Annotated in this window: 20 protein-coding genes; 14 read left to right on the top strand and 6 right to left on the bottom strand. The window is 71.6% G+C overall.

Annotated features, from left to right (window positions below; genetic code table 11):
• Positions 1-14: 14 nt before the first annotated feature.
• From efeB to efeU, 3 genes are all read right to left on the bottom strand, one after another.
• Positions 15-1,325 carry an iron uptake transporter deferrochelatase/peroxidase subunit gene (gene efeB / locus BGO91_RS08950; RefSeq protein ID WP_290472413.1) on the bottom strand — a complete coding sequence of 437 codons (1,311 nt, stop codon included), beginning with the start codon at positions 1,323-1,325 and terminating at the stop codon, positions 15-17.
• A 7-nt stretch (positions 1,326-1,332) separates the two neighbouring features.
• Positions 1,333-2,514, bottom strand: a complete 1,182-nt coding sequence (gene efeO, locus BGO91_RS08945) for an iron uptake system protein EfeO (protein WP_290472412.1) — start codon at positions 2,512-2,514, stop codon at positions 1,333-1,335.
• 77 nt (positions 2,515-2,591) lie between these two features.
• Positions 2,592-3,455 carry an iron uptake transporter permease EfeU gene (gene efeU / locus BGO91_RS08940; protein ID WP_290472411.1) on the bottom strand — a complete coding sequence of 288 codons (864 nt, stop codon included), beginning with the start codon at positions 3,453-3,455 and terminating at the stop codon, positions 2,592-2,594.
• A 99-nt stretch (positions 3,456-3,554) separates the two neighbouring features.
• Between efeU and BGO91_RS08935 the strand changes: the two genes are divergently transcribed.
• The 4 genes from BGO91_RS08935 (at position 3,555) to BGO91_RS08920 (ending at position 6,943) form a co-directional block, all read left to right on the top strand.
• Complete coding sequence (locus tag BGO91_RS08935; protein ID WP_290472410.1) at positions 3,555-3,986, top strand: hypothetical protein; 432 nt, start codon at positions 3,555-3,557, stop codon at positions 3,984-3,986.
• 47 nt (positions 3,987-4,033) lie between these two features.
• Positions 4,034-4,354 carry a ferredoxin gene (gene fdxA / locus BGO91_RS08930; RefSeq protein ID WP_021762463.1) on the top strand — a complete coding sequence of 107 codons (321 nt, stop codon included), beginning with the start codon at positions 4,034-4,036 and terminating at the stop codon, positions 4,352-4,354.
• Between the two features lies 1 nt (position 4,355).
• Complete coding sequence (gene dapC, locus BGO91_RS08925; protein ID WP_290472409.1) at positions 4,356-5,474, top strand: succinyldiaminopimelate transaminase; 1,119 nt, start codon at positions 4,356-4,358, stop codon at positions 5,472-5,474.
• A 206-nt stretch (positions 5,475-5,680) separates the two neighbouring features.
• Entirely contained in the window at positions 5,681-6,943 is a 1,263-nt protein-coding gene (locus BGO91_RS08920; protein WP_290472449.1) for a citrate synthase, read from the top strand.
• Positions 6,944-7,321: 378 nt separating this feature from the next.
• Here the strand turns inward: BGO91_RS08920 and BGO91_RS08915 are convergent, their stop codons facing one another.
• Both BGO91_RS08915 and BGO91_RS08910 read right to left on the bottom strand, forming a co-directional pair.
• Positions 7,322-9,949, bottom strand: a complete 2,628-nt coding sequence (locus BGO91_RS08915; protein ID WP_290472408.1) for a penicillin acylase family protein — start codon at positions 9,947-9,949, stop codon at positions 7,322-7,324.
• Between the two features lie 65 nt (positions 9,950-10,014).
• Complete coding sequence (locus BGO91_RS08910; protein ID WP_290472407.1) at positions 10,015-10,629, bottom strand: TetR/AcrR family transcriptional regulator; 615 nt, start codon at positions 10,627-10,629, stop codon at positions 10,015-10,017.
• A gap of 73 nt (positions 10,630-10,702) precedes the next feature.
• Here BGO91_RS08910 and BGO91_RS08905 point away from each other — a divergent pair, with 73 nt between their 5' ends.
• From BGO91_RS08905 to BGO91_RS08870, 8 genes are all read left to right on the top strand, one after another.
• Positions 10,703-12,289: a carboxyl transferase domain-containing protein gene (locus tag BGO91_RS08905; RefSeq protein ID WP_290472406.1), complete on the top strand. Its 1,587-nt coding sequence runs from the start codon at positions 10,703-10,705 to the stop codon at positions 12,287-12,289.
• A 5-nt stretch (positions 12,290-12,294) separates the two neighbouring features.
• Positions 12,295-14,355, top strand: a complete 2,061-nt coding sequence (locus BGO91_RS08900) for a biotin carboxylase N-terminal domain-containing protein (protein ID WP_290472405.1) — start codon at positions 12,295-12,297, stop codon at positions 14,353-14,355.
• A complete protein-coding gene (locus tag BGO91_RS08895) occupies positions 14,352-15,569 on the top strand; it encodes an acyl-CoA dehydrogenase family protein (protein WP_290472404.1) in 1,218 nt (405 codons plus the stop codon). The genes BGO91_RS08900 and BGO91_RS08895 overlap by 4 nt, the downstream gene beginning before the upstream one ends.
• A 58-nt stretch (positions 15,570-15,627) precedes the next feature.
• Positions 15,628-16,389 carry a CoA transferase subunit A gene (locus BGO91_RS08890; protein WP_290472403.1) on the top strand — a complete coding sequence of 254 codons (762 nt, stop codon included), beginning with the start codon at positions 15,628-15,630 and terminating at the stop codon, positions 16,387-16,389.
• Positions 16,386-17,033: a CoA transferase subunit B gene (locus tag BGO91_RS08885; protein WP_290472402.1), complete on the top strand. Its 648-nt coding sequence runs from the start codon at positions 16,386-16,388 to the stop codon at positions 17,031-17,033. The genes BGO91_RS08890 and BGO91_RS08885 overlap by 4 nt, the downstream gene beginning before the upstream one ends.
• Positions 17,030-17,515 (top strand): MaoC family dehydratase, encoded by a 486-nt coding sequence (locus BGO91_RS08880; protein ID WP_290472401.1) that lies wholly within the window; start codon positions 17,030-17,032, stop codon positions 17,513-17,515. The genes BGO91_RS08885 and BGO91_RS08880 overlap by 4 nt, the downstream gene beginning before the upstream one ends.
• Positions 17,512-18,351, top strand: a complete 840-nt coding sequence (locus tag BGO91_RS08875; RefSeq protein WP_290472400.1) for a CoA ester lyase — start codon at positions 17,512-17,514, stop codon at positions 18,349-18,351. The genes BGO91_RS08880 and BGO91_RS08875 overlap by 4 nt, the downstream gene beginning before the upstream one ends.
• Positions 18,352-18,514: 163 nt before the next feature.
• The gene (locus tag BGO91_RS08870; RefSeq protein WP_290472399.1) at positions 18,515-19,579 is read left to right on the top strand and encodes an aldo/keto reductase; all 1,065 of its coding nucleotides are present in this window, start codon (positions 18,515-18,517) and stop codon (positions 19,577-19,579) included.
• Positions 19,580-19,812: 233 nt separating this feature from the next.
• Here BGO91_RS08870 and BGO91_RS08865 read toward each other — a convergent pair whose 3' ends face one another.
• Positions 19,813-20,397: a TetR/AcrR family transcriptional regulator gene (locus tag BGO91_RS08865; protein WP_290472398.1), complete on the bottom strand. Its 585-nt coding sequence runs from the start codon at positions 20,395-20,397 to the stop codon at positions 19,813-19,815.
• Positions 20,398-20,595: 198 nt separating this feature from the next.
• Between BGO91_RS08865 and BGO91_RS08860 the strand changes: the two genes are divergently transcribed.
• On the top strand, positions 20,596-21,942 hold the full coding sequence (locus tag BGO91_RS08860; protein WP_290472397.1) for a pitrilysin family protein: 1,347 nt from the start codon (positions 20,596-20,598) through the stop codon (positions 21,940-21,942).
• A gap of 37 nt (positions 21,943-21,979) precedes the next feature.
• Positions 21,980-22,582 (top strand): histidine phosphatase family protein, encoded by a 603-nt coding sequence (locus BGO91_RS08855; protein ID WP_021757930.1) that lies wholly within the window; start codon positions 21,980-21,982, stop codon positions 22,580-22,582.
• The last annotated feature ends 14 nt before the right edge of the window (positions 22,583-22,596 follow it).

Raw genomic sequence — 22,596 nt, 5'->3', positions numbered from 1 at the left:
GAATGTGGCGACCGCTACGCGAAGAGCCCGGCCCCCACGTACGACCCCTCCTTCGCGCCCGGCGGGACGGCGAAGATGCCGGAGCCGACGTGCTTGAGGTACTCGTTCATCAGGTCGCTGCGCGCCAGCCGCGACTGGATGGGGATGAACTGTTTGCGGGGATCCCGCTGGAACGCGATGAAGAACAGCCCGGCGTTGAGGCGGCCGAGGTCGTCGTTGCCGTCGACGAAGTTGTAGCCGCGGCGCAGCAGCTGCGCGCCGTCGTTCATCGTCGGGTGTGCCAGCCGGACGTGCGAGTCCGGGTCGATCTTCGTGCCGCCGTCGGGAGCGAGCGCCAGGAAGTTCGGGTCGCTGAACTCGGTGCCGCCGGAGAGGGGAGCGCCCTCGCCCTTGTCGCGGCCGACGATGCGCTCCTGCTCGCCGAGCTGCTGCCGGTCCCAGGTCTCGATGACCATGCGGATCTTTCGGGCGACGAGGTACGAGCCGCCGGCCATCCACGCGGCGCCGTCCGAACCGGACGCCCACACCTGGTCCTCGACGACCGTCTGGTCCTCCGACTTGATGTTCGCGGTGCCGTCCTTGAAGCCGAACAGGTTGCGGGAGGTGACCTGGCTGCGGGAGGTGGAGGAGGTGCGGCCGAAGCCGAGCTGCGACCACCGGATCGACGCGCGGCCGAAGGCGATGCGCGACAGGTTGCGGATCGCGTGGACGGCGATCTGCGGGTCGTCGCTGCACGCCTGGATGCAGAGGTCGCCTCCGCTGATCGCGTCCATCAGCGCGTCCCCCGGGAAGTGGGGGAGGTCGACCAGCGCCGCCGGCCGCTTGGCGGCGATCCCGAAGCGGTCCTGACCGTCCGCGGTGGTGAACAGCGTCGGGCCGAAGCCGAAGGTGAGGGTGAGGCCGCCCGGCGGCAGGTCCAGCGCCTCCCCGGTGTCGTCCGGCGGCTGGTCGGCCGGACCGGAGGCGGGGCCGTACTTGCCGGCCGGCTTGCCCTGCGTCATCCGCGCCGCCGCGACGGTCCAGTCCCGTAGCAGGTCGATCAGACCCTCGCGATCGAGACCCGGGTTCACGTCGAAGGCGGCGAAGTGCAGGCGGTCCTGGACGGCGGTGGTGATGCCCGACTGGTGCTCGCCGTAGAAGGGATGGACGGCGGCCGCGGCCTGCGTGCCCGTGACCGCGCGGTCGACGGCGATGCCGGCACCGAATCCGACGACTCCGGCACCGACGCCCAGCCCGGCGAGACCGAGCAGGCCGCGCCGCGACAGGCCGGAGCGCCCGGGGTCCTCGGTGGGCTCCGGGCGCTCGGCCGGTGTTTCCTCGCTCACGCGCCTCCTACTTGACGAGGATCGACGTCAGCTGGCTCAGCGGCTCGCTGAGGGCGTTGACCTCGTCCGAGAGCTCCTTCACCTGCTCGGTGGTGAGCTGGGTGTAGCTGACGTAGCCGTCGCCCGAGGTGTACTGGGCGAGCAGCTTGTCGATCGCGGCGAACTCCGCGTCGAGCTTCTTCGCAGTGCTCGTTCCGGTGCTGCCCTTCTCCAACAGGATGTCACGGACGGTTCCGTACGCGACCTCGGCGCCCTCCACGTTCGCTTTGAAGTCCCACAGGTCGGTGTGCGAGAAGGTCTCCTCCTCGCCGGTGATCTTGCTGCGGGAGACCTCCTCCATCAGGCCGCTGGCGCCGTTGGAGATCTGGTCGAGGGTGAGGGTGAAGTCCTTGGCGTAGACCAGGTCGTAGAGCTTCTGGGTGTCGGCCACGAGCTGGTCGCCGAGCTGCTTGCGTCCGGCGGCGTCGGAGGGGGTGAAGCCGGCGGGGGCCCAGAGGTCCTTCTCGATGCGGTGCCAGCCGGTCCAGTTCTGGCCCTGCTCGAGGTCGGCCTCGCGGAGGTCGAGTGCGGGGTCGATGTCGCCGAACTGCTCGGCGGTCGGCTCGATGCGCTCGTAGAACATGCGCGCGGCGGGGTACTGCGCCTGCGCGGCCGCGTCGTCGCCGCTCTCGTACGAGGCGGCGAACGCCTTCGTGGCGGTGAGGAGCTGGCCGGCCTGGTCCTTGACGTAGCTCGTGTAGTTGGTGACCGCCTGCGCGACCTGCTTGCTCTCGCTCGCGGACTTCGTGTCGGCGGCGCCCTTGCTCACGCTGAACGCGGTGACGGAGGTCGGGCTGCCGACCATGCCCTTCTTGCAGGCGGTGAAGTAGTCGCCCTCGGCGAGCTGCACGACGTAGTTGACGGTCGTGCCGGGCCCGATGTTCTCCTTCTCGCCCGCGATCCGGAGCTTGTCCTTCGCGAGCACCTCGAACTCGTTGACGTCGGAGCCCTTGTTGGTCACCTGGAAGGTCACCGGCCCCGACGGCGCGGACGCGGCCGACACGGTGCAGCTGTCGTCGTTCAGGGTCACCGCGATCGCCTCGGCCTCGGCGGTGGCCTTGTTCGGGACGCAGCCCGTCAGGGCGGCGGCGAGGGCGGCGGCGCCGGCGATGCTGCCGGCGATCACGCCGAGCGGACGGTATCGAGCCATGGGAGTGCTGTGCTTTCTCTCGGGGTGCGGGGAGTGTGTGCGAGTGGTGCGGTGCTGCGGTGCGGTTCCGGGGCGCCTCAGGAGGCCACGGGCGTGCTGTTCGTCGCCCCGGGCGCCTCCGCTTTCGCGGGCTTGCGGTGCGCGGTGCGTTGGGCGCGAACGTAGAAGAACGAGACGACGATGATGTAGCCGAACCAGGCGATGACCTGCAACCAGGTCGGCGACGGGTTGAAGTTGACCGCGCCGGCGAGCACCGTGCCGTACCAGCTCGACGCCGGGATGGCGGCGCTGATGTCGTAGGCGTGGATGCCGGCGCCGGGGATCACTCCGGCCTCCTGCAGGTCGCCGATGCCGTAGGCGAGCACGCCGCCGGCGACGAGGATGAGGAACGCGCCCGTCCAGGCGAAGAACGTCCCGAGGTTGATGCGGACCATGCCGCGGTAGAGCAGGAAGCCGAGCACGGCCGCGGTCAGGAGGCCGAGCAGGGCGCCCACGAAGGGCTCCCAGCCGCCGCCGACGCTGTCGACCGTCGCCCAGACGAACAGGGCGGTCTCGATGCCCTCGCGCCCGACGCTGAGCATGGCGAGGATGACGACGCCCCAGCCCGCGCCGACGAGCACGGAGTCGAGCTTCTCGTGCAGCAGCGACTTCATCGAGCGGGCGGTCTTGCCCATCCAGAAGATCATCCAGGTCACGAAGGCGACGGCGACGACCGAGAGGCCGCCCCCGACGATCTCCTGCGCCTGGAAGCTCAGCCCGTACGGGCCCCAGGTCAGCAGGGCGCCGATCCCGAGCGGCACGACGAGGGCGATGCCGACGCCGATCCAGAGCTTGGAGAGCACGTCCTTCCGGCCGACCTTGACGACGTAGGCGATGAGGATGGTGACGATGAGCGCCATCTCGAGGCCTTCGCGGAGGCCGATCAGGTAGTTCGCGAGCACAGAGGACCTTGCTGGGAGAGGGGAGGGGGTTGGTAAGGCTAACCTTACCGAATCGAGGGTACGTCCTGCCCTCTCGATCTGTCCAGATAAGATGCGAGAATGCTCAGCCGGATCCTCAACGCCGTCCTGCTCGTGCTGGCCGGCATCCTGGTCGGCGCGGTGGGCACGGTGGCGCACCAGATCGACGTCACCTGGGGTGTGAGCATCCCCCTCGGCCTGATCGGCTCCCTGCTGGCGTTCACGCTGCTGCTGGTCGGTCTGCGGCTGCTCGCCTCGACGCGCGTCCCCGCGATCCTCGCGGCGCTCGGCGCGATCGCCACCATCCTGCTCTTCACGCAGCAGAGCCCCGGCGGCTCCGTGCTCATCCCGAACACGCTGGCCGGCCAGATCTGGCTCGTCGCTCCGCTGCTCATCGCCGCCGTCGTGATCGCGTGGCCCGATCTGCGCCGCCGCGACGCGCGCCCCGCTGTCGTCGCCCCCGCACCCGCCCCGGTGCCGTCGGCGGAATCCGTCACCCGCGTTTCGGAATAAGCTAGTCGAGTAGCTCTCGAAGCTCTCGCGAAGGGAACAGAAACACCGTGACCTATGTCATCGCCCTCCCGTGCGTGGACGTCAAAGACCGCGCCTGCATCGACGAATGCCCGGTCGACTGCATCTATGAGGGTGAACGGTCGCTCTACATCCACCCGGACGAGTGCGTGGACTGCGGCGCCTGCGAGCCGGTCTGCCCGGTCGAGGCCATCTACTACGAGGACGACCTCCCCGAGGAGTGGGCCGACTACTACAAGGCCAACGTCGAGTTCTTCGACGACATCGGCTCGCCCGGCGGCGCGGCCAAGGTCGGCGTGATCGCCAAGGACCACCCCGTCATCGCCGCGCTGCCGCCCCAGGCGCACTGACGTGGCCCTCAAGGAGCTCCCGGACTACCCCTGGGATCTGATGGCCCCGTACGCCGCCCGCGCCCGCGAGCACGCCGACGGGATCGTCGACCTCTCCATCGGCTCGCCCGTGGACGAGACGCCCGAGCTGATCCGCACGGCGCTGGCCGAGGCGACCGACGCGCACGCCTACCCGCAGACCGTCGGCACGCCGGCTCTGCGCGAGGCGATCGTCGAGTGGTTCGCGCGCCGTCGCGGCGTCCCCGGGCTCACCGTCGACAACGTGCTGCCGACCATCGGCTCCAAGGAGCTGGTCGCGTTCCTGCCGTTCCTGCTCGGGCTGGGGGAGGGGGATGTGGTGGTGCATCCGCGCGCCGCCTACCCGACCTACGCGATCGGCGCGGCGATGGCCGGCGCGGACGCCCTCGCCAGTGACGACCCGGCCGAGTGGCCCGAGAACACCCGCCTGATCTGGCTGAACAGCCCGGGCAACCCCGACGGCCGGGTGCTGTCGGTGGAGGAGCTCCGCGCCGCCGTCGCCCGCGCCCGCGAGCTGGGGGCCTACCTGGCGAGCGACGAGTGCTACGCCGAGCTCGGGTGGGACGCCCCGTGGGATGCGGAGCGCATCCCGAGCGTCCTCGACCCGCGCGTGATCGGCGACGACCGCCGCAACATCCTCGCCGTGTACTCGCTGAGCAAGCAGTCGAACCTCGCCGGCTACCGCGCCGCGTTCGTCGCGGGGTGCCGCACGGTGGTCGGGAGGCTGACCAACGTGCGCAAGCACGCCGGGCTCATGCTGCCGTCCCCGCTGCAGGCCGCGATGGTCGCCGCACTGGGCGACGACGAGCACGTCGCGCAGCAGCGCGAGCGCTACCGCGCGCGCCGCGAGCTGCTGCGTCCGGCCCTCGAGGCCGCCGGGTTCCGCATCGACCACAGCGAGGCCGGCCTGTACCTCTGGGCGACCGAGGGCCGCGACGCCTGGGAGAGCATCGGCCGGCTGGCCGACCTCGGCATCCTCGCCGGGCCCGGGCACTTCTACGGCGACTCCTTCCCCGAGCACGTGCGGCTGTCGCTCACGGCGACCGACGAGCGGATCGCCGCGGCGGCCTCCCGGCTGCGCGCTTTTGGAGACTCCCTCTAACGCGATGCGCGCGGCTTTGCGTGATGCGACAGTAGCCGTGCGCGTTCGTTAGGCTGTACCCGCACGAATGATTGCAGCGCTGCCACGATCGGCGCGCGTGGTTATGCCCGTACCCAAGACCTGGAGGCGTTGTGACTGGACTCGGCACCGAGAATGCACCGGCGGAGCGTGTCGGCTCCACCGATGGCGAGGCGGCCGTCGCCGAACTGCGCTACCCGGGCGGTGTCGCCGAGTTCCCCATCCTGCCGAGCACGTCCGGCGCGTCGAGCATCGACCTCTCCAGCCTCACCAAGCAGACCGGGCTGACCAGCCTCGACTACGGCTTCGTCAACACCGCGGCGACCCGGTCGGCGATCACGTACATCGACGGCGACCAGGGCATCCTGCGCTACCGCGGCTACCCGATCGAGCAGATCGCCGAGAACTCGTCCTTCCTCGAGACGGCGTGGCTCCTCATCCACGGCGAGCTGCCGACGCCGAGCGAGCTGGCCGACTTCGACGAGCGCATCCGCCGTCACACCCTCCTCCACGAGGACCTGCGCCGCTTCTTCAGCGCCCTCCCGCACGACGCGCACCCCATGTCGGTGCTGTCGAGCGCCGTCTCCGCGCTGTCGACCTTCTACCAGGACTCGCTCAGCGTCTCCGACCCCGAGCAGGTCGAGCTCTCGACCATCCGCCTGCTCGCGAAGCTGCCGGTCATCGCCGCGTACGCGCACAAGAAGAGCCTCGGCCAGGCCTTCCTGTACCCGGACAACTCGCTGAGCTTCGTCGACAACTTCCTGCGCCTCAACTTCGGCACCCTCGCCGAGCCGTACGAGGTCAACCCCGTGCTGTCGCGTGCGCTCGAGCGCCTCCTCATGCTCCACGAGGACCACGAGCAGAACGCCTCCACCTCGACCGTCCGCCTCGTCGGCTCGACGCAGGCCAACCTCTTCGCCTCCGTCTCGGCCGGCATCAACGCCCTCTACGGCCCGCTGCACGGCGGCGCCAACGAGGCCGTGCTCGACATGCTCGCCGGCATCCGCGACTCGGGCGAGAGCGTCCAGAAGTTCGTCGAGCGGGTCAAGAACAAGGAGTCCGGCGTCAAGCTCATGGGCTTCGGCCACCGCGTCTACAAGAACTTCGACCCCCGCGCCAAGCTCGTCAAGCAGTCGGCGGACGAGGTGCTCGCCGCCCTCGGCGTGCACGACCCGCTCCTCGACATCGCCAAGGAGCTGGAGGAGGTCGCCCTCGCCGACCAGTACTTCATCGACCGCAAGCTGTACCCCAACGTGGACTTCTACACCGGCGTGATCTACAAGGCGATGGGCTTCCCGACCCGGATGTTCACCGTCCTCTTCGCGATCGGCCGCCTCCCGGGCTGGATCGCCCACTGGCGCGAGATGAACCTCGACCCCGCCACCAAGATCGGCCGCCCGCAGCAGCTCTACACGGGCAGCCCCGAGCGCTCCTGGCCGACCAGCCGCTGAGCGCCGGCGGGGCGCGAGCGGGCGCGCGTACGCGCGCGCTCGGTGGGATGGCGCTCTCGCGCTGCTGCTCCCGCGAGACCCGCGGGCTAGCGCTCTCGCGCTCCGGCTTCGGCGCGCACTGTGGATGAGCGCGGCTCACTCGTCGTGACACGCCCTCGTGCGCGTGCCGCGCGGCGCGAGAAGGGCGTGTTGCGGCCGTTCGCGGGTGAGCGGTGCGGGAGGGCGCCGCGAATGCGGCGCGTCGCCCCGCACGCACGTTCCCCGCGCGCACTGTGGATGAGCGCGGCTCACTCGTCGTGACACGCCCTCGTGCGTGTGCCACGCGGCGCGAGAAGGGCGTGTTGTGACCGTTCAGCGGCCGCGCGCGCCGCGTCGCGCTCAGCGCGACGACGGGTGCAGCGTGAGCGTCTGCGTGGCGGACGCGGCGATGGCGGTGCGGCTGAAGGGCCAGGGGAGGGTCTTGTTCACGGCCCAGAGGTCGGTCTGGTCGGCGTAGTGGGGGTCGAAGGCGTGGCCGGAGGAGCCGGCGAGGTTGATCCAGCGGCTGCGGTCGAAGTCCGCCAGGTCGACGATCATGCGCATCGACGGGACGCGGTCGGCTCCGTAGCCGACGGATGCATCCCACCCGGTGGCGTCGACGACGCTGGACCCGCCGCCGACCGGGTAGGGGCCGCGGTTGAGCAGCCACTCCACGGGCGCGATCCCGGAGCTGCCGAGGCTGGCGTTGGTCAGGGTGAGCGTGTGGATGCGGTCCCAGCGCCAGTGCGCGGGGTCGTCGCCCATCAGTGAGCGCGCCTCGGTCCAGGCCTGGTCGGCGGCGCGGGCGATCATGCCGTCGCGGTCGCTGGTCCCGAGGTCGGAGTCCGCCCACCAGGCCGAGTCGGGCTGGGTGACGAGATTCTGCACCACGGCGAACCAGCGGTCCCCTCCCGCAGGCGGGGCGGATGCGGGGAGCTTGCGGCCGAAGGCGTCGTGCAGGAGGTTCTTCCAGAACACGTTGAAGTAGGCGGCGGCGGCGCTGTCGGCGTCGTCGTGGAAGTCCCAGCCGGCGAGCAGCGCGGCACCGCGCGCGGCCCCGGAGCCCGGCTCTGCGGCCTCGCCGACGGTCCGCAGCAGCGGGACGAGCGTTGCCGCGTTCGCATCGTAGGTGTCGCCCTGGATGGCGGCCATCTGCGCGGCGGTGATCTTCGCGCCGGCGGCGACGAGCGCCTGCACTCGCACGGCGATCTGGTTGGCGCGGTAGCCGTACTCCCAGTCGCGGGTGATCATGACGGGGTAGTCGGGGCCGACCGCGGCGTTGTTGGCGGTGACGATGTACCCGCTGGGCGGGTCGAGCACCGACGGGAGCTGGTCGTACGGAACGGTGCCCACCCAGCCGTACTGGCTCGTCCAGCCCGGAACGGGCACGGTCCCGTCCCCGGCGGCCCGGATCGGGACGGAGCCCGGCGCCTGGTAGCCGATGTGACCGTCCACGTCGGCGTAGACGAGGTTCTGCGACGGCACCTGGAAGTCCGCGGCCGCGGCGCGGAAGCTCGCCCAGTCGGTGGCGGTGTCGAAGGCGAAGATGGCGCCCGCGGTGGGGCCGGGCGTGAGCGCGGTCCACTCCAGCGAGAGCTGGTACTCCTGCGCGGGCACCCCGAGCTTGCCGGCCTGGTCCTTCGCGATCGCCGCGTAGTCGTCGCTGAGATCGGTGATGAGCGGACCGTGACGGGTGGAGCGGATGGTGAGGTCGACATCCTTGCCGCCCGCAACCCTGATCGTCTCGTGGCGGATCTCGAGCGGCACCTGCGCGCCGTCGTACTCGTAGGTGTCGCCGGTGACCTTCTCGACGTAGAGGTCCGCGACGTCGGGGCCGAGGTTGGTGAACCCCCAGGAGACGCGGTCGTTGTGCCCGATGACGACGCCGGGGAACCCGGAGAACCCGAAGCCGCTGACGTCGAACGGGCACTCCGCGTTCACGGTCGCGCAGTGCAGCCCGACCTGGTACCAGACCGACGGCATGGACGCGCCGAGGTGCGGGTCGTTGGCGAGCAGCGGCTTGCCGGTGGCGGTGAGGGCGCCGGAGACGACCCAGGAGTTGGAGCCGATGTCGCTGCCGGCCGGACCCATCAGGCGGGGGAGGGACTCAAGGCTGGCCGACACCTGCTCCAGCTGCGCGCGGTAGTCCGCGGGCGGTGCGGCGGCGAGCGCCTGCGCGTCCGTCCCGTTCGACGCGGCGGCCCCGGCATCCGCCGCGGAGGCGGTGCTCGGGGTGTCGGGTGTCGTCCGTGCCGGGTCCCCGCCGCCCTCCGCGGTGATGGTCGGGTGCGCTGCGTAGTCGTAGCCCGGGTGGAGGTCGGCGATCTGCTGCGGGGTGAGGGAGGCGGCCAGCAGCCCGCGGTCCACCTCCTCCTCCAGATTGGAGCGGAGGTCCCACGCCATCGCCTTGAGCCAGGCGATGGAGTCCGCCGGGGTCCACTTCTCCGGCTTGTAGCCGGGGTTCTGCAGGCCGAGCACGGCGTACTCGACGCTCAGCTCGGCCCCGGAGTGCGCGGCCAGGTACGCGTTCACCCCGTCGGCGTAGTCCTGGTAGTAGCGGAGCGCCGTCGGGTCGAGGAGCTTCACCTCCTGCTCGGCGACGCGGCGCCAGCCGAGGGTGCGGATGAAGATGTCGGTCGGCACCTGGCTCGCGCCGAACATCTCCGAGAGCCGGCCCGCGGTGACGTGCCGGCGGAAGTCCATCTCCCAGAAGCGGTCCTGGGCGTGCACGAATCCTTGCGCGCGGAAGAGGTCGTCCGCGGTGGAGGCGACGATCTGCGGGATGCCGGCGCCGTCGCGGTAGACGGTCACGGGCTTCTGGAGGCCGGGCACGTCGAGCGATCCGGAGGTCTGCGGGAACGAGCGCGTCACGGTCCAGAAGCCGACGCCGCCGGCGATCGCCGCCACGACCAGGAGCACGGCCAGGATGCCGCCCACGGCGCGCAGGACCCGATGGTGCCGTCGCAGTCTGGGGGTGTCGTCGCCCACGTCCCTCCTCGTGCTCGGTGCCTTCCTTGGACCCTAACGCACGCCGGTGACGTGGCGGCAGCGGGTCAGCGGGCCGTGAGCGCCGCCCACGCCATCCGCTCCAGGACCGGGCGCACGGCGGCCTCGTCGGCGTGCGCCGAGCCGACGCGCGCGGAGTGCGGGGTGGAGTTGATGAGACCGAAGGTCGCCTGCACGCGCACGCGCAGCTCGTCCGGGGCGAGGGAGGGGTGGAGCTCGCCGAGCACGCGGGTCCACAGGTCGACGTAGCGGCGCTGGAGGCGGCGGACCTCGCGCCGGTCGTCGCCGGGGAGGGCGTCGAGATCGCGGTCCTGCACGCGGATGGTGTCGGGCGCGCCGAGCGCGAAGTCGACGTGGAAGGCGATCAGGGCGCGGAGGGCGCCGGCCGCATCCCCGCTCTCCTCCTGCACGGTCGTGCCGCCGTCGAGGAGCCCCTGGCTCACGTCGACCAACAGGGCGGCGAGCACCGCCTGCTTGGAGGGGAAGTGCCGGTACACGGCGGGGCCGCTCACGCCGACCGCCGATCCGAGGTCTTCGATCGAGACCCCGTTGTAGCCGCGCTCGGCGAACAGCCCGGCGGCGGCGTCGAGCAGGGCCGCGCGGCGGTCGGCCTTGGCGCGGCTGCGCTGGGTGGGCCGGCCGGGGGCGTCGAGATCGGTCATGCGGTCTCCCGAGAGGGTGGACATTTGGGTTAATGAACACTAACCTAAAACTGGGTTAGCGAACACTAACCGAATGTCGACGACGACAGGGAGCACGATGCCCGCCACCACCACCCAGCGCGAGCTGGTCGCCGAGCTGCGCGAGCGTCTCGCCGTCGCGGCGGCGGGAGGTCCGGAGCGCTCCCGCGAGCGCCATCTCGCCCGCGGCAAGCTGCTCCCGCGCGACCGCATCGACACCCTGCTCGACGAGGGCAGCCCGTTCCTCGAGATCGCGCCGCTGGCGGCGACCGGGATGTACGGCGACGAGAGCCCGGCCGCCGGTGTGATCGCCGGCATCGGCCTGGTCCACGGCCGGCACGTGATGGTCGTGTGCAACGACGCCACGGTCAAGGGCGGCACCTACTACCCGATGACGGTCAAGAAGCACCTGCGCGCGCAGGAGATCGCGCTCGAGAACCACCTGCCGTGTATTTACCTCGTCGACTCGGGCGGAGCATTCCTGCCGATGCAGGACGACGTGTTCCCCGACCGCGACCACTTCGGCCGCATCTTCTACAACCAGGCCCGGCTCTCGGCGGCGAAGATCGCGCAGATCGCCGCGGTGCTCGGGTCGTGCACGGCGGGCGGCGCGTACGTCCCGGCGATGAGCGACGAGACCGTGATCGTGCGCAACCAGGGCACGATCTTCCTCGGCGGGCCTCCGCTGGTGAAGGCGGCGATCGGCGAGATCGTGACGGCCGAGGAGCTGGGCGGGGGCGACCTCCACGCCCGCACCTCCGGCGTCGTCGACCACCTCGCCGAGAACGACGAGCACGCGCTCGCGATCGTGCGGGACATCGTCGCCACCCTGCCGCAGCCCGCCGCGCCCGCCTGGGAGGTCGTGCCCGCGCTGGAGCCCGCCGCCGATCCGGCCGGCCTCTACGACGTCGTGCCCGTGGACGTGCAAGCGCCGTACGACGTGCACGAGGTGATCGACCGGATCGTGGACGCCGGGGGACTGCACGAGTTCAAGCCCGAGTACGGCACGACGCTCGTCACCGGCTTCGCCCGCATCCACGGCCACCCGGTGGGCATCGTCGCCAACAACGGCGTGCTCTTCAGCGAGTCGGCGCTGAAAGGTGCCCACTTCATTGAGCTGTGCGACCAGCGCGGCATCCCGCTGCTGTTCCTGCAGAACATCTCCGGCTTCATGGTCGGCCGCGACTACGAGGCCGGCGGCATCGCCAAGAACGGCGCGAAGATGGTCACCGCCGTCGCGACGGCGCGCGTGCCCAAGCTCACCGTGGTGATCGGCGGCTCGTTCGGCGCCGGCAACTACTCGATGTGCGGTCGCGCGTACTCGCCCCGCTTCCTGTGGATGTGGCCGGCCGCGCGCATCTCCGTGATGGGGGGAGCGCAGGCCGCGAGCGTGCTCGCGACCGTGAAGCGCGATCAGCTCGAGGGCAACGGCGAGGAGTGGAGCGCCGAGGACGAGGCCGCCTTCCGTGCTCCCATCGCCGAGCGTTACGAGGAGCAGGGCGACCCCTACTACTCGACCGCCCGCCTGTGGGACGACGGCGTGATCGACCCCGCCGAGACCCGCACCGTCCTGGGCCTCGCGCTCGACGTCTGCTCCCGCAGCCCGCTGCCCGACACCGCCTTCGGGCTCTTCCGGATGTGATCGCCGTGACCCTCCCGTTCGACTCCGTGCTCGTCGCCAACCGCGGCGAGATCGCCTGCCGCATCATCCGCACCCTGCGCCGCCTCGGGATCCGCTCCGTCGCCGTCTACAGCGACGCCGACCGGAACGCCCCGCACGTCGCGCTCGCCGACGTCGCCGTGCGGCTGGGCCCGGCGCCCGCCCGCGAGAGCTATCTCGACGTCGACGCGATCGTCGCCGCCGCCACCGCGACCGGTGCGGGAGCCGTGCATCCTGGCTACGGGTTCCTCTCCGAGAACGCCGAGCTCGCCCAGGCCTGCGCGGCCGCCGGCGTCGTCTTCGTCGGCCCGGGCGTCCACGCGTTGGAGGTCATGGGCGACAAGATCGCCGCGAAGCGCGAGGTGGAGTCGCACGGCGTGCCGACCATCCCGGGTATCGCGGAACCCGAGCTCGACGACGGCGCCCTGATCGCCGCCGCCCGGCGGATCGGCTTCCCGGTGCTGGTCAAGCCGTCCGCGGGCGGCGGCGGCAAGGGGATGCAGGCCGTGCGCGACGCGGCCGACCTGCCGGAGGCGCTGCGCACCGCCCGACGGGTCGCCGCCTCCGCTTTCGGCGACGACACCCTCTTCCTGGAGCGCCTCGTCGACGCGCCCCGCCACATCGAGGTGCAGGTGCTGGCCGACACGCACGGCACGGTCGTGCACCTCGGCGAGCGCGAGTGCTCGCTCCAGCGCCGCCACCAGAAGGTGATCGAGGAGGCCCCCTCCGCCCTGCTCGACGGCGAGACCCGGGCGCGGATCGGTGCCGCCGCGTGCCGCGTGGCCGAGAGCGTGGACTACGTCGGCGCCGGCACCGTGGAGTTCCTCGTCTCGGCGGAGGCGCCGGACGAGTTCTTCTTCATGGAGATGAACACCCGGCTGCAGGTCGAGCATCCCGTCACCGAGCTGGTCACCGGCCTCGACCTGGTGGAGTGGCAGCTGCGCATCGCCGCGGGGGAGCCGCTCGGCTTCGCGCAGCGGGACGTGCGCCTGGACGGGCACGCCGTCGAGGCCCGCGTCTATGCCGAGGACCCAGACCGGGGCTTCCTCCCCGGAGGCGGTCGCGTCCTCGCGCTCCGGGAGCCGACCGGGGAGGGCGTCCGCGTCGACAGCGGGCTCGCGGCCGGGCTGGAGGTCGTCACCGAGTACGACCCGATGCTGTCGAAGGTGATCGCCTGGGGCGAGGACCGTCCCTCCGCTCTGGCCCGGCTCGACGCCGCCCTCGCGCGCACCAGCATCCTGGGCGCGACGAACAACGTGGGCTGGCTGCGCGACCTGCTCGCCGACCCGGAGGTCGTGGACGGGACGATGGACACCACGCTCATCGACCGCCGGCACTCCGAGCGCGAACCCGCGGCGTCGTCGGTCTCGGAGGTCGTGCTGGCGGCGCTGCTCGCTCATCGTGCCCGGGAGGCCGTCGCCCCGCACGGCGCCGGTGCGCTGTGGTCCGCGCCCTCGGGCTGGCGGATGGCGAGCCCCCGCCCGGTGTCGTACGACGTGGACGGGACGACCGTCGCGGTCGCCGACGACGGCGCTCGCGTGCTGCTCGGCGACGCGGAGCACACCACCGAGCTCACGGTGCACCCCGGCCGCGACGGCGAGCCGGACCACGCCCTCCTCACCCTCGACGGCATCACGGCCGGATACGACATCGCGCTGGACGGCCCCACCCTCTGGCTCGCGAGCGGCGGACGCACCCGCGGCCTGCGGCTGCGCACGCGGGAGGAGCGGCTGGCCGAGGCGCTCGCCGCGGTCGAGCGCGGCGACGCGGCCGCGCATCCCGAGCTGCGCTCGCCCATGCCGGGGACCGTCGTGGCCGTGCCGGTCGCCGACGGGGACGCGGTGGCGGCGGGAGACACCGTGGCCGTCGTGGAGGCCATGAAGATGGAGCACCGCCTCCTCGCCCCGATCTCGGGCGTCGTCCGCGTGCAGGTCGCCACCGGCGACCTCGTGCGGCTCGATCAGCTCGTCGCCCGCGTCGACGCGACACCATCGCCCGACGACGCGGAACCCCATGGACAGTCACCACGAGAGACAGGAACCCCATGACCATGCAGATGACCGGGCGGACCGCCCCCGCCGCCGACAGCGACGTCGCCGGCTTCGAGCTCACCGCCGAGCAGCGCGCCCTGCGGGACGAGGTGCGGGAGTTCGCCGACACCGTCGTCGCGCCCGCCGCGTACGAGTACGACACCAAGCGCAGCCTCCCGTACGGCATCATCGCCGAGATGGGCCGGATGGGGCTGTTCGGGCTGCCGTTCCCCGTCGAGTACGGCGGCCAGGGCAAGGACTACCTCTCGCTGTGCCTCGCGGTCGAGCAGCTGGGGCGCGTCGACCAGTCGATCGGCGTCACCCTGGAGGCCGGCGTCGGCCTCGGCGCCATGCCGATCTTCCGCAGCGGCAGCGAGGAGCAGAAGCAGCGCTGGCTGCCGATGCTCGCGAAGGGGGAGGCGCTCGCCGGGTTCGGGCTGACCGAGGCGGACGCCGGGTCGGACGCCTCCGGCACCAAGACGACCGCCGTGCTCCGTGACGGCGAGTGGGTCATCGACGGGACCAAGCAGTTCATCACCAACTCCGGCTCCGAGATCACCGCTCTCGTCACGATCACCGCCGTGACCGGCGAGGAGCGCCGCGCCGACGGCTCGATCAAGAAGGAGCTGTCGGCCATCATCGTGCCGAGCGGCACCCCCGGCTTCGTCGCCGAGCCCGTCTACGACAAGGTCGGCTGGCACACCTCCGACACCCACCCGCTGACGCTCACTGACGTCCACGTGCCCGAGGAGAACCTGCTGGGGGAGCGCGGCCGCGGCTACGCGAACTTCGTCGCCACCCTCGACGAGGGGCGCGTCGCCTTCGCCGCGCTCTGCACGGGCGCCGCGCAGGGCTGCCTGGAGGAGGCGCTCGCCTACGCCAAGACCCGCAACGTCTTCGGCCGTCCGATCGGCTCCAACCAGCACATCGCCTTCAAGCTCGCGCGGATGCAGGCCCGGGTGCACACCGCCCGGCTCGCCTACTACGACGCCTGCTTCAAGCTGATGGCCGGCAAGCCGTTCAAGATGGAGGCCTCCATCGCCAAGCTCACCGCCAGCGAGGCCGCGATGGACAACGCCCGCGACGCCACGCAGATCTTCGGCGGCTACGGGTTCCTCAACGAGAACCCGGTCGCCCGCCACTACCGCGACTCGAAGATCCTGGAGATCGGCGAAGGCACCTCGGAGGTCCAGCTCATGGTCATCTCCCGGGCTCTCGGCTTCACCGCCTGAGCCGGGCCGCGGTGCGCGACAATGACAGAGGCTCGACGGTGAGAGAGGGAGGCATCCCGTGATCGACAAGACGGTGGCCACGGCGGCGGAGGCCGTCGCGGACGTGGGCGACGGCGCGAGCCTGGCGGTCGGCGGTTTCGGCCTGTGCGGCATCCCGAGCGCCCTGATCGGAGCGCTGATGGAGGCCGGCACGACCGACCTCGAGGTGGTCAGCAACAACTGCGGCGTCGACGACTGGGGCCTCGGGCTGCTGCTCGCCGAGCGACGTATCCGCAAGATGATCAGCTCCTACGTGGGGGAGAACAAGGAGTTCGCCCGGCAGTTCCTCTCGGGCGAGCTGGAGGTCGAGCTCACCCCGCAGGGCACGCTCGCCGAGAAGCTGCGCGCGGGCGGGGCGGGCATCCCCGCCTTCTACACCCCGGCCGGCGTCGGCACCCAGATCGCGCAGGGCGGCCTGCCCCGCCGGTACGCGCCGGACGGCTCGGTCGCGGTCGCCTCCGAGCCGAAGGAGGTGCGCACCTTCGACGGCGCCGACTACGTGCTGGAGGAGTCGCTCCGCCCCGCTTTCGCCCTCGTGCACGCGGCGAAAGGCGACCGGCACGGCAACCTCGTGTTCCACGCCGCGGCGATGAACTTCAACCCGCTCGCCGCCATGGCCGGGCGCATCACCATCGCCGAGGTGGAGGAGCTGGTGGAGCCGGGGGAGATCGATCCCGGCGCGGTCCACTGCCCGGGCATCTTCGTCCAGCGGGTCGTCCACGCGCCCGGCGTCGAGAAGCGGATCGAGCGGCGCACCGTCGCCGAAGGGAGCCGGTCATGAGCCTCACCCGCACCGAGCTCGCCGCCCGCGTGGCGCGCGAGCTGCGCAACGGCCAGTACGTCAACCTCGGGATCGGCATGCCGACGCTCATCCCGAACTACATCCCCGACGGGGTGGAGGTCATCCTGCACTCCGAGAACGGGGTGCTCGGCGTCGGGCCGTATCCGGCGGACGCCGACGTGGATCCGGACCTGATCAACGCCGGCAAGGAGACGGTCACCGTCGAGCGCGGCGCCGCCTACTTCGACTCGGCGCTGTCGTTCGGGATGGTGCGCGGCGGGCACGTCGACGTGGCGGTGCTCGGCGCGATGGAGGTCTCCGAGACCGGCGACCTCGCCAACTGGATGATCCCCGGCAAGATGGTCAAGGGGATGGGCGGTGCGATGGACCTCGTGTTCGGCGCCAAACGGCTCATCGTGATGATGGAGCACGTGGACCGCGAAGGCCGCCCGAAGATCCTCCGGGAGTGCACCCTCCCGCTGACCGGTTCCGGCTGCGTCGACCGCATCATCACCGACCTCGCCGTCATCGACGTCACGCCGGACGGGCTGGTGCTGCGCGAGCTGGCGCCGGGCGTCACCGTCGACGAGGTCGTCGCCGCCACCGGCGCGCCGCTCGCGGTCGAGCTGGAGGCGGCGCCGTGAAGGAGGTGGAGCAGCGCGGGCTCTACTACGACGAGCTGGAGCTCGAGACGCGCTACCTGCACCGGCCGGGGCGCACGCTCACCGAGGCCGACAACGTCCTGTTCACGACCCTGACCATGAACACGCAGGCGTTGCACCTCGACGCCGCATGGTCGGCTTGCCAGCCGTTCGGCGAGAGGCTCGTCAACTCGATGCTGACCCTCTCCACCCTGGTCGGCTCGTCGGTGGCGCAACTCACGCAGGGCACGATCGTCGCCAACCTCGGCTTCGAGCAGGTCGCGTTCCCGCACCCGATGCACCACGGCGACACGCTGTACGCCGAGACGGTCGTCACCGCCAAGCGGCTCTCCGCCTCCCGCCCCGGGCAGGGGATCGTCACGCTGGAGCACACCGGCCGCAACCAGGACGGCGTCGTCGTCGCGACCGCGACGCGGCAGGTCATGGTGTGGTGCCGGGAGGCGCACGAGCGGTCGACGACGTGACCGGCCGCGCCTTCCCGTGGGGACCCGCCCTGCTGTTCTGCCCGGCGGACCGGCCCGATCGCTACGCCAAGGCGCTCGACCGGGCGGACGCCGTCATCCTGGATCTCGAAGACGCCGTCGACCCCGCGCGGCGTCCGGCGGCACGGGAGGCGCTGGCCGCGTCGCGCCTCGATCCCGCCCGGGTGATCGTCCGGGTCAACCCGGCGGGAAGCAGTGACCACGACGCCGATCTCGCCGCGCTGGAGCTGACGCCCTACCGGGCGGTGATGCTCCCCAAGGCGGAGCGCCCCGCCGACCTCGCGGCGTTCGACGGCTTGGCCGTCATCGCCCTGTGTGAGACCGCGGACGGGGTGCTGGCGGCGCCCGAGCTCGCGCGCGCCCGGAACGTGCTGGCGCTCATGTGGGGCGCGGAGGACCTGGTCGCGTCGCTGGGCGGCACGTCGAGCCGGCACGCGGACGGCACCTATCGCGACGTCGCCCGGCACGCCCGCTCCGCGGTGCTGCTCGCGGCGGGCGCGGCGGGGGTGCACGCCGTGGACACCGTGCACCTCGACATCGCGGATCTGGACGGCCTGCGCGCGGAGGCGGAGGACGCCGTCGCGGTGGGATTCGCGGCGACGGCGTGCATCCATCCCGGGCAGGTCGAGACCGTCCGGGCGGCCTACCGTCCGACGCCCGAGGAGGCGGCCAGGGCGCGCGAGCTGCTCGCCGCGGCCGAGGAGGCAGGGGGAGGGGTCTTCCGCTTCGACGGCGGCATGGTCGACGGGCCGGTGCTGGCCCATGCCCGCGCGGTCGTCCGCCGGGCGTCCGCGGCCGCCGGTCCGGGCGAGCCGTGATGAAACCGTGATCTAGGTTTCTGTCGCAGTTCACCCGTTTCCCCGACGGCGTGTCGTGGGTTTGACGTAGCCTTCACATAGAGTTCGGGAGTAGATCATTCTCGAATCGATTCGACAGTACGATCCGGCCGGTCAGCGGCAGGATCGGGTGCAGGGGGATGAGATGCCGCAATTGCTTCCCCTGCGCCTGCTCGAGACGGTCGGTCTGCGCACCGCCCCCGTCGCGACTCCCATCGTGGAGCCGTCGACCGACACCGGCGGCCCGCTCGACTTCGACCCCGCCCTGGAGCGCACCGGGCCCCTCTCGATCATCGCCCCGCGCCGCATCGGCGAGAGCGACCTCACCGTCTACCCGCTGTCGCTCGGCGCGAGCGTCTTCGGCTGGACGGCCGACGGCGACACGTCGCTCGACATCCTCGACCGCTTCGCCGCACTCGGCGGCGACTTCGTCGACACCGCCGACAGCTACGTCGGCGGCCGCAGCGAGGTCCTCATCGGCAAGTGGATGCGCGAGCGCGGCAACCGCGACCACGTCACCGTCGCCACCAAGGTCGGCCGGCACCACGAGAACCCGGGCCTCGGCTCGGTCAGCATCGTGCGCGCCGTCGAGGCGTCGCTCGAGCGTCTGCAGACCGACCGCATCGACCTGCTCTACTTCCACGACGACGACCCCGACGTGCCCCTGGAGGACAGCCTCGCGACCGCCGAGTGGCTGATCGAGTCCGGCAAGGTGCGCTACCTCGCCGCGTCCAACTTCAGCGCCGACCGCCTGATCGAGGCGCGCATCCTGGCGTCGTCCGGGCTGCCCAAGTTCGTCGCCATCCAGACCCAGTACAACCTGATGCACCGGTCCGAATTCGAGAGCGCGCTGCGCATCGTCGCGGCCGCGCAGGGGCTGTCCGTCATGCCGTACTACGCGCTCGCCAACGGTTTCCTGACCGGCAAGTACCGCTCGAAGGGCGACCTGACCGCCGACGCCAGGAGCGTGCGCGCCTCCGCGTACGTCAACCGCCGCGGCCAGCGCGTGCTCGCCGTGGTCGACCGCATCGCGACCGAGCACGGCGTCGAGCCCGCGAGCATCGCGATCGCGTGGCTCCTGGCCAAGCGCAGCGTCGCCGCACCCGTGGCGAGCGCCAGCCGCCCCGACCAGGTCAACGCCCTCATGGCCGCCGCCGGCATCCGCCTCACCCGCGCCCAGATGCTCGACCTGGACCGCGTCTCCGAGTAGCCCGCTCACGCTCGCGCACATTCGTCACGAATGTCGCGAAAGCCGCCCCCATTCGCGACATTCGTGACGAATGTCGTGGCCAGGACCGCGCGCTGACCCCCGCGACGCGACCCTCCGGAATTCCGGTGATCCGGGCTCCCTCCGGGCCGCAGGCCGGAGTTCCGGAGAATGGAGCGGCGTGGCGCGCGGGAAGACCGGAACGACGGCGTCGAGGCCGCGTCGGCCGGCGGGGCCTACTTCTCGGCGAGGATGCGGTCGAGGGAGCGGTGCAGGGCGGCGCCCGCGGCGATCGGGTCGCCCACGTAGCCGCCGGCGAGGGCGCCGTCGCGGGCGAGGATGAGGTCGTCGGCCGCGTCGCCGGGCCGCGGGTGGCCGAGGTCGCGGAAGAGCTGCTCGATCCGCTTCGCGTACCAGTCGCGGTGCGCCGTCACGGCGACGCGCACGGGGTGGTTCTCGTCGGCGAACTGCGCGGCGGCGTTGATGAAGGGGTCCCCGCGGAATCCGGGGCGGATCGCCTCCTCGTTGATCGAGTCGACGAGGGCGCGCGCGATGGCGCGGGGGTCGTCGCCCGCCTGCTCGCGGGTGGTGAACCACTCGCGCACCTGGCGGTCGCGGCCTTCGACATACGCGATGATGAGGAGGTCCTTGGATCGGAAGTGCTTGTAGAAGGTCGCCTTCGTCACCCGGGCGCCCGCGATGATGCGGTCCACGCCGACGGTGTGGATGCCCTCCTGGTAGAACAGCTCATCCGCTGTCGCGAGGATCTTGATCTTCGACGGCGCTGGAGGCCGGATCGTCGCTCGGGCGCTAACCACCATCGGGCGCGACTCCTTCTGTCACGGGAGGCGGTAGGCCGCCCCCTCGGGGGATGGAAACCACCGGACCGGTCGGGACGGGGTCCAGGGGGGTGCGACCGGTCCGGGTGGTGAGTCCAGTATATAGGTAGACAGACCAGTCTGTTTGTCCTCATTGAAGAGTCCCAGGGATTCCGAAGGCACTGGCGTAGGGTGGTGGGGATGAACAGCGCAGTCGACCTCCCGCTCGGTCTGGCCGACCTCTCCTTCGCCGCATCCGGCGATGCGCTGGTCCGCCGCACCGTCCTCCCCAGCGGCATCCGCGTGCTCAGCGAGCAGGTCCCGGGCGCCCGCAGCGCCACTCTCGGGTACTGGGTCGCCGTCGGCTCCCGCGACGAGACCGACGAGCCGGGGAGCCTCGGCTCGACGCACTTCCTCGAGCACCTGCTCTTCAAGGGCACGCGCGAGCGCACCGCGCTCGACATCGCGATCTCCTTCGACTCGGTCGGCGGCGAGCACAATGCGATGACGGCCAAGGAGTACACCTGCTACTACGCCAAGGTGCAGGACCGCGACCTCGCGATGGCCGTGGAGGTCATCGGTGACATGCTCACCTCCTCCCTGCTCGACCCGGTCGAGTTCGAGAACGAGCGCGGGGTCATCCTCGAGGAGCTGTCGATGGCCGAGGACGACCCGGCCGACGTCGCCAACGAGCGCCTGTTCTCCGCCGTGCTCGGCGACCACTCGCTCGGTCGCCCGATCGGAGGCCGTCCGGACACGATCCGCGCCGCCTCCCGCGACGCGGTCTGGGAGCACTACCGCGCCAACTACCGCCCGCAGGACCTCGTGATCACCGCCGCGGGCGCCGTCGACCACGACCTGCTCGTCGAGGGCGTGGTCCGCGCCCTCGCGGCCGCCGGCTGGGATCCCGAGGTCACCGCCACGCCGGTCGCGCGCCGGTCCGCCACGGCCGCGACGATCGAGCGCGGCGCCGCCCTCGTCACCGTCGAGCGCCCGACCGAGCAGGCCAACCTCCTGATCGGCCTCCCGGGCATCGTCGCGACCGACCCGCGCCGCACCGCCATGAGCGTCCTGAACTCGGTGCTGGGCGGCGGGATGTCGAGCCGGCTCTTCCAGGAGATCCGGGAGCGCCGCGGGCTCGCCTACGCGGTCTATTCGTTCTCGGGGTCCTACTCCGACGCCGGCGTCTTCGGGCTGTACGCGGGCTGCGCGCCCGCCAAGGCCCGTCAGGTCGCCGACCTCATGCTCGACGAGCTGCACCGCCTCGCCGACGGCGGGATCACGCCCGACGAGCTCCGGCGCGCGGTCGGTCAGCTGTCCGGCGGCGCCGCGCTCGCCCTCGAGGACTCCGACACCCGGATGTCCCGCCTCGGCCGCGCCGAGATCACCCTCGGCGAGTTCGCCGACCTCGACGAAAGCCTCCGTCGACTGCACCTCGTCACCGCCGACGATGTGCGCGACCTCGCACGGGATCTGGCCGACCGCCCGATCTCCGTCTCCGCGGTGGGGAGCGTGACCGACGACGTGTTCGCCGGCCTCGCCTCCTGACCCCCGCCTCCGACAGTCACTTCCGAAAGGTCCACCGGTGCCCCACTACCTCTACCTCGTGCGCCACGGCGAGCAACAGGATGCCGAGCACGGCCTCCCCGACGGCCCGCTCTCCCCGCGGGGCAAGCGGCAGGCGCAGCTCATCGCCGAGCGGCTGAGCGGCATCCCCTTCACCGCCATGTACCACTCGCCGCTCGTGCGCGCGGCGCAGACGGCGTCGATCATGGCCGAGCGGATGCCCGCCCTGGAGCCGGAGCCGTCGAGCCTGCTGTTCGACTGCATCCCGTCGGGCCCCACGCCCGACATGCCGAAGGCGTTCGAGTCGTTCTTCGGCTCGGTGACCGAGGCCGAGATCGAGGCCGGGCGCGCGCAGATGGACGACGCCGTGGGGGAGTTCCTCACCCCGGCGCTGGGCGACCGCCACGACCTGCTGGTCACCCACAACTTCGTCATCGGCTGGTTCGTGCGCCACGTCTTCGACGCGCCCGCGTGGCGGTGGCTCGGCCTCAACCAGGCGAATTGCGGCCTCACGATCATCCGCGTGCGCTCGGCGAAGCCGCCCGTGCTCGTGGTGCACAACGACCTGGGGCACCTGCCGGTCGAGCTGCGCACCGGCCTCCCGGAGCTGCAGCCGGTCTGAGCGGCCGAGCGGCG

It is taken from the genome of Leifsonia sp. 71-9 (genome assembly GCF_001898805.1).
Taxonomy (GTDB): Bacteria; Actinomycetota; Actinomycetes; order Actinomycetales; family Microbacteriaceae; genus Leifsonia.
The sequence above is the reverse complement of the archived record's forward strand: the minus strand, read 5'-3'. Positions and strand labels throughout refer to the sequence as shown.

What these genes read in the sequence shown, in the direction of transcription:
- efeO (WP_290472412.1), bottom strand. Translation starts at nt 2,514, where the DNA reads ATGGCTCGATACCGTCCGCTCGGCGTGATCGCCGGCAGCATCGCCGGC.
- BGO91_RS08935 (WP_290472410.1), top strand. Translation starts at nt 3,555, where the DNA reads ATGCTCAGCCGGATCCTCAACGCCGTCCTGCTCGTGCTGGCCGGCATC.
- BGO91_RS08910 (WP_290472407.1), bottom strand. Translation starts at nt 10,629, where the DNA reads ATGACCGATCTCGACGCCCCCGGCCGGCCCACCCAGCGCAGCCGCGCC.
- BGO91_RS08905 (WP_290472406.1), top strand. Translation starts at nt 10,703, where the DNA reads ATGTCGACGACGACAGGGAGCACGATGCCCGCCACCACCACCCAGCGC.
- BGO91_RS08895 (WP_290472404.1), top strand. Translation starts at nt 14,352, where the DNA reads ATGACCATGCAGATGACCGGGCGGACCGCCCCCGCCGCCGACAGCGAC.
- BGO91_RS08885 (WP_290472402.1), top strand. Translation starts at nt 16,386, where the DNA reads ATGAGCCTCACCCGCACCGAGCTCGCCGCCCGCGTGGCGCGCGAGCTG.
- BGO91_RS08870 (WP_290472399.1), top strand. Translation starts at nt 18,515, where the DNA reads ATGCCGCAATTGCTTCCCCTGCGCCTGCTCGAGACGGTCGGTCTGCGC.
- BGO91_RS08865 (WP_290472398.1), bottom strand. Translation starts at nt 20,397, where the DNA reads ATGGTGGTTAGCGCCCGAGCGACGATCCGGCCTCCAGCGCCGTCGAAG.
- BGO91_RS08860 (WP_290472397.1), top strand. Translation starts at nt 20,596, where the DNA reads ATGAACAGCGCAGTCGACCTCCCGCTCGGTCTGGCCGACCTCTCCTTC.